At 62.3% G+C, this 8,264-nt stretch carries 8 protein-coding genes; 5 read left to right on the top strand and 3 right to left on the bottom strand.

Annotated elements, in window-relative coordinates:
- Positions 1-671 (bottom strand): DNA repair protein RadC (gene radC / locus QZ511_RS15695; RefSeq protein ID WP_295803812.1); only part of this gene is annotated, 671 nt, incomplete at its 3' end.
- A 156-nt stretch (positions 672-827) separates the two neighbouring features.
- Between radC and coaBC the strand changes: the two genes are divergently transcribed.
- The 4 genes from coaBC to slmA all read left to right on the top strand — a co-directional run bounded on the left by coaBC (position 828) and on the right by slmA (position 6,232).
- Positions 828-2,042: a bifunctional phosphopantothenoylcysteine decarboxylase/phosphopantothenate--cysteine ligase CoaBC gene (coaBC, locus tag QZ511_RS15700; protein WP_295803814.1), complete on the top strand. Its 1,215-nt coding sequence runs from the start codon at positions 828-830 to the stop codon at positions 2,040-2,042.
- Positions 2,043-2,107: 65 nt separating this feature from the next.
- Positions 2,108-4,453 (top strand): phosphomannomutase/phosphoglucomutase, encoded by a 2,346-nt coding sequence (locus QZ511_RS15705; RefSeq protein ID WP_295803817.1) that lies wholly within the window; start codon positions 2,108-2,110, stop codon positions 4,451-4,453.
- A 43-nt stretch (positions 4,454-4,496) separates the two neighbouring features.
- The gene (gene argB / locus QZ511_RS15710) at positions 4,497-5,417 is read left to right on the top strand and encodes an acetylglutamate kinase (protein ID WP_295803820.1); all 921 of its coding nucleotides are present in this window, start codon (positions 4,497-4,499) and stop codon (positions 5,415-5,417) included.
- A 203-nt stretch (positions 5,418-5,620) separates the two neighbouring features.
- Positions 5,621-6,232, top strand: a complete 612-nt coding sequence (slmA, locus tag QZ511_RS15715) for a nucleoid occlusion factor SlmA (protein ID WP_295803823.1) — start codon at positions 5,621-5,623, stop codon at positions 6,230-6,232.
- Between the two features lie 36 nt (positions 6,233-6,268).
- Here slmA and QZ511_RS15720 read toward each other — a convergent pair whose 3' ends face one another.
- Together QZ511_RS15720 and pyrE are read right to left on the bottom strand one after the other, a co-directional pair.
- Positions 6,269-6,865: a hypothetical protein gene (locus tag QZ511_RS15720; RefSeq protein WP_295803826.1), complete on the bottom strand. Its 597-nt coding sequence runs from the start codon at positions 6,863-6,865 to the stop codon at positions 6,269-6,271.
- A gap of 52 nt (positions 6,866-6,917) precedes the next feature.
- Positions 6,918-7,574: an orotate phosphoribosyltransferase gene (pyrE, locus tag QZ511_RS15725; RefSeq protein WP_295803829.1), complete on the bottom strand. Its 657-nt coding sequence runs from the start codon at positions 7,572-7,574 to the stop codon at positions 6,918-6,920.
- Between the two features lie 124 nt (positions 7,575-7,698).
- On the opposite strand from pyrE, the gene QZ511_RS15730 reads away from it, so the two are divergent.
- Positions 7,699-8,264, top strand: a 566-nt coding sequence (locus QZ511_RS15730) for an exodeoxyribonuclease III (RefSeq protein WP_295803832.1), incomplete at its 3' end; no start/stop codon positions are given.

An 8,264-nucleotide genomic window follows, 5' to 3' on the forward strand; every position in this document is an offset into this window, starting at 1 on the left:
AGAAGCCCCTGCTCGGCAAAGGACCAGCCGCCACCTTCACCGACTATCAGGTGATCCAGCACCCGGATATCCACCAGGGCGAGGGCGTCTTTCAGCCGTTCGGTGATGTGGATATCCGCTTGGCTGGGCTCGCTGACCCCGGAAGGGTGGTTGTGGGCGAGGATGACCGCTGCGGCACCCTTCATCAGCGCCGCCTGCACCACCTCGCGGGGATAGACGCTGGCCGCGTTCAGGGTGCCCTCGAACAGCTCCTCGTAGGCGATTACCCGATGTTGGCTGTCCAGAAACAAGCAGCAGAACACCTCGCGGGTACGGTGGCGCAGCTGGGCGGCCAAGTAGTCACGCACCGCCTGGGGGCTGGTCAGCGCACTCTCGCGGCGAAGATCCTCCGCCAGGTGCCGGCGGCCCATCTCCAGCACAGCCTGTAACTGTACAAACTTCGCGTCGCCGAGCCCCTTGCCGGCACAGAACGCCTTGCGATCCGCCTCCAGCAACGGCCGCAGGCCGCCAAAGTCCGCCAGCAGCTGCCGCGCAAGGTCCACCGCCGATACCCCCGGCAGCCCCGTGCGCAGGAAAATCGCCAGCAACTCCGCATCCGACAGCGCCGCAGCGCCTTTCTGTAACAGCTTCTCCCGCGGACGCTCCTCCGCCGGCCAGTCCGTAATGGCCATGATTCCTCCCTGAATCCAACTCGATAAGTAAATGCTCGCTTCCCCTGCGAGCCGGTGCCCTTAATACCCGGCACGGTCACCGCAGTCGCAAAACTTCTTGCCGGCGGCGCTAAAATGCTAATCTTACCCGCTTGCACAGAATCGGAACCACAGAATATGTCTTCCCTGGCCGACAAACGGATATTGCTGGGCGTTAGCGGCGGCATCGCCGCCTATAAAAGCGCCGACCTGGTACGGAGGCTCCAGGATCGCGGCGCCAGCGTGCGCGTGGTCATGACCGCCGGCGCCCAGGAGTTCGTGCGCCCGCTGACCTTCCAGGCCCTGTCCGGCAATCCGGTACACACCGACCTGCTGGACCCCGCCGCGGAAGCCGCCATGGGGCATATCGAACTGGCCAAGTGGGCCGACCTGATCCTGATCGCGCCCGCCAGCGCCAGTGTGATGGCGCGGCTCGCCGCCGGCATGGCGGATGACTTGCTATCCACCCTGTGCCTCGCCAGCGAGGCGCCGTTGATTCTCGCCCCGGCCATGAACCAGGCCATGTGGCGCCACCCGGCCACCCAGGCCAATGCACAGACCCTCAACGCCCGCGGTGTAAGCCTGCTCGGCCCCGGCGCCGGCAGCCAGGCCTGCGGCGATATCGGCCCCGGGCGTATGCTCGAACCGCTGGATATCGTTGCGCGGCTGATCGACACCATTGCCCCGGAGCAGGTACTGAAGGGCAAGAGGGTGGCGATCACCGCCGGCCCCACCCGCGAAGCGCTGGACCCGGTGCGCTACCTCAGCAACCACAGCTCCGGCAAGATGGGGTTCGCCATCGCCGAGGCCGCCACCCGCGCCGGTGCCGAAGTGACACTGATTGCGGGCCCGGTGCGACTGGCTACCCCGGCCGGCGTGACCCGGGTGGACGTGGTCAGCACCGACGATATGCACAGGGCTGCCAACGAGGCCGCCGACCACTGCGATATTTTTATTGCCGCCGCCGCGGTGGTGGACTTCCGCCCGGCCAGGGTCGCCGCGCAGAAAATAAAGAAGGAAGATGGCAACGACACCGACGTACTGCAGCTGACAAAGAACCCGGATATCGTCGCCGATATCGCCGGCCGCAGTGCCCTGCGGCCGTTCGTGGTGGGCTTTGCCGCGGAAACGGAAAAAGTGCTGGAGCACGCCCGCGGCAAACTGCAGCGCAAGCATCTCGACATGATCATCGCCAACGATGTGAGCAATCCCGAAGGGGGCTTCAACAGCGATCGCAACCAGGTCATCGTGATTGACGGCAGCAGTGAACAGACACTGCCCGCGGCGCTGAAAACCGAACTGGCGAAACAGCTGGTGGGGATTATTGCCGAGCGCGCATTCGGCGGACACTGAGCCGCGCGCAAACAACACAACAAAAAGCACACAACTGCTTACGCAAACTGGTCCGGGTAGATTTCGTGGCTTCGACAACACAGACAGAAAACAAACCACTGGTTAACAGCAAGCTGCTGCTCCCCGCGCTACTGGCGGCAGTAGCCTGGTTCGGCGGCAGCCACCTGCTGCTGACCAATGTTATCGCCGATCGCAATAGCGAAAGCGTGCGCGCAGCCAGTCAGCAAGTGGCCGACGCGCACGCCCGGCAACTGCAGCAGTTCTTCAGCCTGCAGCAGCAGAAACTGCCGTCCCTCGGCAAGGTGGAAAACGTCGGCACCACCGCCATCGGCAATGACCTGTTGCCGCAGGCATCGGTACAGCGCTTCACCGCCGCAGAATTACAGGTGGGAAACGGACGGCCGCCGCTCAATTTTGCCCTGATCGACCTGCTCAAGCGCAGTCTCGAGGGGGTGCCCCCGCAACCGGAATTCCTGCGCGATGGCGATGACAAGTGGCGCCTTTACTATGCCCTCGGCACCCAGCGGGACGCACTGCTGCTCAGCCAACCGTTCGGCGTGTTTGCGCGGGAACTGGATCAGCTGAAAACCGATGCTGGCGCTATCGCGGTGAACCAGCAATTTGCCGGCGGCCCCGCACGGGGGCTCTGGCACTCTCCCGCGCAAGCCGCCGCAGGCAATGCGGTTTCCGCTGCAGTCCCGGGCAGCTACCTGAAAGTGACCGTCACCCCCTCCGCCAGCTTTGCCGCGGAGCACAGCACCTCTGCCGGCCTGATCTACAGCCTGGCGATGCTCGGGTTGCTGGGTACACTGTTCGCGCTGTGGCGCTTTATGCCGGGAGATTCCGCGGCGCCATGGGAAAAAACCGCGCGCCGCAGCGAAAAACCTGCGGGCGCTAAGCTGCGCCGTGAAGATCTGCAACCGGCAACAGAGCCCGCGCTGCCATCCACCCCGGCCCAGGCTACACCCGCCGCACCCGCTGCACCTGCCAGGGCGGAGGCAGCCGAGCGCAAGGCGCTGTTGCGCACCCCGAGCACCGAATTCCCGCGGCATGTGTTTCGCGCCTATGACATCCGCGGTATCGCCGGCGAGGAGATCAATGAGCCCTTCGCCTACCAGCTGGGACGCGCGCTCGGCACCCTGGCGCTGCAGGCCGGTGAAAAAATCCTGCTGGTGGCCCGCGACGGCCGCAACAGCAGTGAGTTGCTGCAGGAGTGCCTGGTGGAGGGCGTGCTGGAAAGCGGCTGTAACGTGGTAGACCTGGGGCTGGTGCCATCGCCGGTGCTGTATTTCGCCTGCGCCAAGGGCAAGAACACCAGCAGCGGTGTGATGGTGACCGCGAGTCACAATCCCGCAGAGTACAACGGTTTCAAGATGCTGCTGAATGGGCGCCCGCTGGCGGAGGAAAAGCTGGCGGACCTGTACGAGCTGATGAAGTCCGGCAAGTTTGCCAGTGGCGAGGCCAGCAACCGCGCCCAGGACGTGCGCGAATCGTATATCGACGAGATCTTCAACGACGTCGCCCTCGCCGGACAGCCGCATATCGTGATCGACGCCGGCAACGGCGCCACCTCGGAGCTGGCGCCGGAACTGTTCGAGCAGCTGGGCTGTGCGGTGGAAAGCCTCTACTGCGAGGTGGACGGCAACTTCCCCAATCACGCCCCCGATCCCTCGCGTCCGGAAAACCTGCAGGATCTGATCCAGATCGTCAAAGCCGACAACGCCGACCTGGGTATTGCCCTCGACGGCGACGGCGACCGCGTCACCCTGGTCACCAGCAGCGGCCGCATCGTGTGGGCGGACCAGCTGGTGATGCTGCTGGCGCGGGATATTCTCGCGCGCAACCCCGGTTCCGATGTGGTGTTCGACGTGAAAAGCTCGCGCGCGCTGGCCGACCTGGTGACCCAGTACGGCGGCCGCCCGATCATGTGGAAAACCGGCCACGCACCGATGAAAACCAAGATGCTGGAAACCGGCGCGCTGCTCGGCGGGGAACTGTCCGGGCACGTGTTTATCAAGGATCGCTGGTTCGGCTTTGACGACGGCATCTACGCTGCGGCGCGGGTGCTGGAGATCATGGCGCTGCGGGAGCAGACCCTGGACGAGCTGGTCGACTCCCTGCCGCAGATGGTCAATACCCCGGAGATCCTATTGCCGGTGCCGGAACGGGAGAAGTTTGCCCTGATCGACAAGCTGCGCCAGCAGGGCCATTTCGGCGAGGCGGACCTCAACACCATTGACGGCCTGCGGATAGAATTCGCCGACGGCTGGGGCCTGGTGCGGGCCTCCAACACCACCGCGGCCCTGACCCTGCGCTTCGAAGCAGAGAGCGAAGAAGCGCTGGAGCGCATCCGCAAGATTGTGGCCGTCCAGCTGCAGTCCATCGACCCCGCCCTGAAGATTCCGGGCTGATCAAAAGAAACCAGCAGTAACCCCGAGCGGTAAGGAAAACCCTATGTCCCTGGATCAGAAATCCGCCCTGCGCGTGGCGCAGGTGCTCAATGAAGCGCTGCCCTACATCCAGCGCTTTATCGGCAAGACCGTAGTGGTCAAATTCGGCGGCAACGCCATGGTGGATGAGGAGCTGCAAAACAGCTTCGCCCGCGATGTCATCCTGATGAAGCTGGTGGGCATGAACCCGGTGGTGGTGCACGGCGGCGGTCCGCAGATCGGCGAACTGCTGAAAAAACTCAGCATCGAGTCGCGCTTTGTGGACGGCATGCGGGTCACCGACAGCGAGACCATGGACGTGGTGGAAATGGTGCTCGGCGGCACCGTGAACAAGCAGATCGTCAACCTGATCAACAAGAACGGCGGCCGCGCGGTGGGCGTTACCGGCAAGGACGGGCTGCTGATCCGCGCGAAAAAACTGCGCCGCAACGAGGAGAGCGCAGGCCTGCACGCCTCGGAAATCATCGATATCGGCCACGTGGGTGAAGTGGAAAGCATCGATACCGACGTGATCGAGATGCTGATCAACAGCGACTTTATCCCGGTGATCGCCCCCATCGGCGTGGGCCGGAGCGGCGAGTCCTACAACATCAACGCCGACCTGGTGGCGGGCAAGATCGCCGAGTACCTGAAAGCGGAAAAGCTGATGTTGCTCACCAATGTAGCGGGGCTGCAGGACAAGAACGGCGAGGTCCTCACCGGCCTGTCGACCCTGGAAGTGGACGGACTGATCGCCGACCGCACCATCTACGGCGGCATGCTGCCGAAGATCGCCTGCGCCCTGGACGCGGTAAAGGCCGGCGTCACCTCGGCGCACATCATCGACGGTCGTGTACCCCATGCGGTACTGCTGGAAATCTTTACCGACACCGGCGTCGGCACCCTGATCACCAATAGCAACCTGCAACAAGAAAAAAGTGCGTGATTCCGATCACATTACCGTTGTTAACAGGCACTAACAATTGATGCCGCGGCGGCGAATGGTTACGATTCTGCCGCCGGCTAGCGCGCTTTTCATCAAATACGGGGCTTCTGACACTGCTCGTAGAAAAGCCGATCAAAGAGAGCAAAAAAACGGCACAACAACAAAATCAGTTCCCGGCTGAATATTCCGGGTAAAGGCAGTTCATGAGCAGCGAAAAAATCAATCGGCGCCAGCAGATTCTGCAGGCCCTGGCCCACATGCTGGAGGCCAGCCCCGGCGCCCGCATCACCACCGCGGCCCTGGCCAAAGAGGTGGGTTTTTCCGAGGCGGCCCTCTACCGCCACTTCCCCAGCAAGTCCAAGATGTTTGAAGGGCTGATCGAGTTCATCGAAGAAACCATTTTCAGCCGCGTAAAGCTGATCCTGCAGGACGAACCCACTGCGCTCGGACGCTGCCAGAAAATCCTGCACCTGCTGCTGGCGTTCTGTGAACGCAACCCGGGAATTACCCGCCTGCTGACCGGCGACGCCCTCACCGGCGAGACCGAGCGCCTGCACGGCCGTATCCTGCAGCTATTCGATCGCCTGGAAACCCAGCTCAAGCAGATCCTGCGGGAAGCGGAGCTGCGCGAGCAGCTGCGCCCGGCGATCCCCCTCGGCGGTGCCGCCAACCTGCTGCTGGCCAGCGCGGAGGGACGTATCGTCCAGTACGTGCGCAGCGGCTTCAAACGCAAACCCACCGAGTACTGGGCGGAGCAGTGGCCGGTACTGGTAGCGGGATTCTTCCGGGAAAGTGCGCTGGCGGCGCAGGCGTGAGATCGCCCGCAGTCCGTTGAAAACAAAATAGCCGGCTTATTTGCCGGCTATTTCCTGATATCGGCTGGCCGCCTGATCGAATTCGCGGCCTATCTGCGCCGACTCCTTCTCCCGCATCGCGAGGCGCTCCTGCACCACTGCCACTTCGGTGCGCAGGTTCTCGATGCGCTGCAGAAGCTCGGGGGCAACGGTGCCACCGTTGCGCTGGGTGCTCGCGGCCGCGGCCTCTTCGCTTTCGATCTGGCGGTTCAGGGTGACCATATTGGAACGCAGGATGGCGATATCCTGCTGCACGATGGCAAGCTTGCGCTTGCGTGCAGACTCGATGTCGGCAACGCTGTTGTAGCGTTTGAGGAGTTGCAGGTCGGCGGCCTCGCGGGCTTCGCGGCGTTTCTTCGCCGCCAGCTCCTTGCCGGTCAGTTCCGGCTCCACCACCCGCAGCACGCGGCCAGCGGGGGTCAGAACCTCATAACCGCGCGCCACAAAACGGGGAGGCACGGTATCGTCCAGCACCTGTACGCCGCTGTCGTTGGTATACCGGTAGAGCACCTTCCCATCCCAGTTGCGCTCTGCAGCCCCGACTTCCGTTGTCAGAATGGCGCCGGCCAATGCCAGCGCAAATACGGTTTTCACGCCTGCCTCTTGTTATTGCTGGACCCGTTTCGGACTATCCATCAACTCCGCACTATTTGTCGGTGCTGACGCCGTAACGCTGTCGATATTCGATGATTTTCTGCAGCAGATCCTCGCTCGCAGACTCGGACTTAAGATAGGAGATTATATCGTCCAATTCCACAATCCCGATCACAGGAATCGCGTATTCCTGTTCTACCTGCTGGATTGCGGACTTGTCGGTATCATCTCCCGCCTTCTCCTGGCGGTTGAGACCGATCACCACGCCGGCGGGTTCCGCCCCCTGCTGCTGGATGATCTGCATCACTTCGCGCACCGCGGTACCGGCGGTAATCACATCATCGATGATCAAAACCTTGCCTTTAAGCGGCGCACCCACTAAGGTTCCGCCCTCGCCGTGGTCCTTGGCCTCTTTCCGGTTGTAACAGAAGGGTTTATCTACCCCTTTCTGCGCCAGTGCCACCGCGGTCACCGCACCCAGCGGGATGCCCTTGTAGGCCGGCCCGAATATGACATCAAAATCCACACCAGAGGCAATAATCGCCTCGGCATAGGCGTTGCCCAGTGCGGCCAACGCCGCACCGCTGTGGAATCGACCGGCATTGAAGAAGTAGGGACTCTGGCGCCCGGATTTCAGCGTAAAATCTCCGAAACAGAGCACGTCGTGCTCCAGGGCCAGTTGAATAAAGTCGCGCTGGTACTGCTGCATGGCAAATTGATAACTATTGGCTAAGGTGAAGGAAGGTCCCCAGGGAACGGGGAGCGGCAATCAAAAAAATGTTCAGACGAATAACGACTGCAATTTTACACAGTCCGCTGGTAAGGGGCTAATAATGCGAATAGTGAGTTTGTCCGTTGACGGTGTGCACCAGGCTGCACAGCGCGGACTGTACGATTGGCTGTCAGATCAGGATGCAGACATCATCTGCCTGCAGGATCTGCGCTCACTGGAACCGGAGCTGGATCACCCCATCTTCCACCCGGACGGCTATTACAGCTACTTCTTCGATTCCGGCACCCCCCACGAAAACGGCGTTGCCATCTATACCCGCGCCCAGCCCAAGGCCCTGATCTACGGTATGGGCTTTGCCAATGGCGTGGATATGTATGGGCGCTACCTGCAGGCGGACTTCGAACGCCTGAGTGTCGGCTCCCTGCTGGCACCGGTGGCCACTGATGAGGCGTCACTGGAGGTCAAGGTCCAGTTCTTCGACGATATGCAGGCACACCTGGCGAAGATCAGCCGCAAGCGCCGCGATTTCATCTTCTGTGGCAACTGGGGTATGGCCCACCGCCGCGCCGATGTACAGAACTGGCAGGACCACCAGGACACCCCCGGATTCATGCGCCACGAGCAGCGCTGGCTGGACCAGCTGTTCAACGAGATCGGCTACGTGGA

Source organism: uncultured Microbulbifer sp. (assembly GCF_913055755.1).
Taxonomy (GTDB): domain Bacteria; phylum Pseudomonadota; class Gammaproteobacteria; order Pseudomonadales; family Cellvibrionaceae; genus Microbulbifer.

What these genes read in the sequence shown, in the direction of transcription:
- coaBC (WP_295803814.1), top strand. Translation starts at nt 828, where the DNA reads ATGTCTTCCCTGGCCGACAAACGGATATTGCTGGGCGTTAGCGGCGGC.
- argB (WP_295803820.1), top strand. Translation starts at nt 4,497, where the DNA reads ATGTCCCTGGATCAGAAATCCGCCCTGCGCGTGGCGCAGGTGCTCAAT.
- slmA (WP_295803823.1), top strand. Translation starts at nt 5,621, where the DNA reads ATGAGCAGCGAAAAAATCAATCGGCGCCAGCAGATTCTGCAGGCCCTG.
- pyrE (WP_295803829.1), bottom strand. Translation starts at nt 7,574, where the DNA reads ATGCAGCAGTACCAGCGCGACTTTATTCAACTGGCCCTGGAGCACGAC.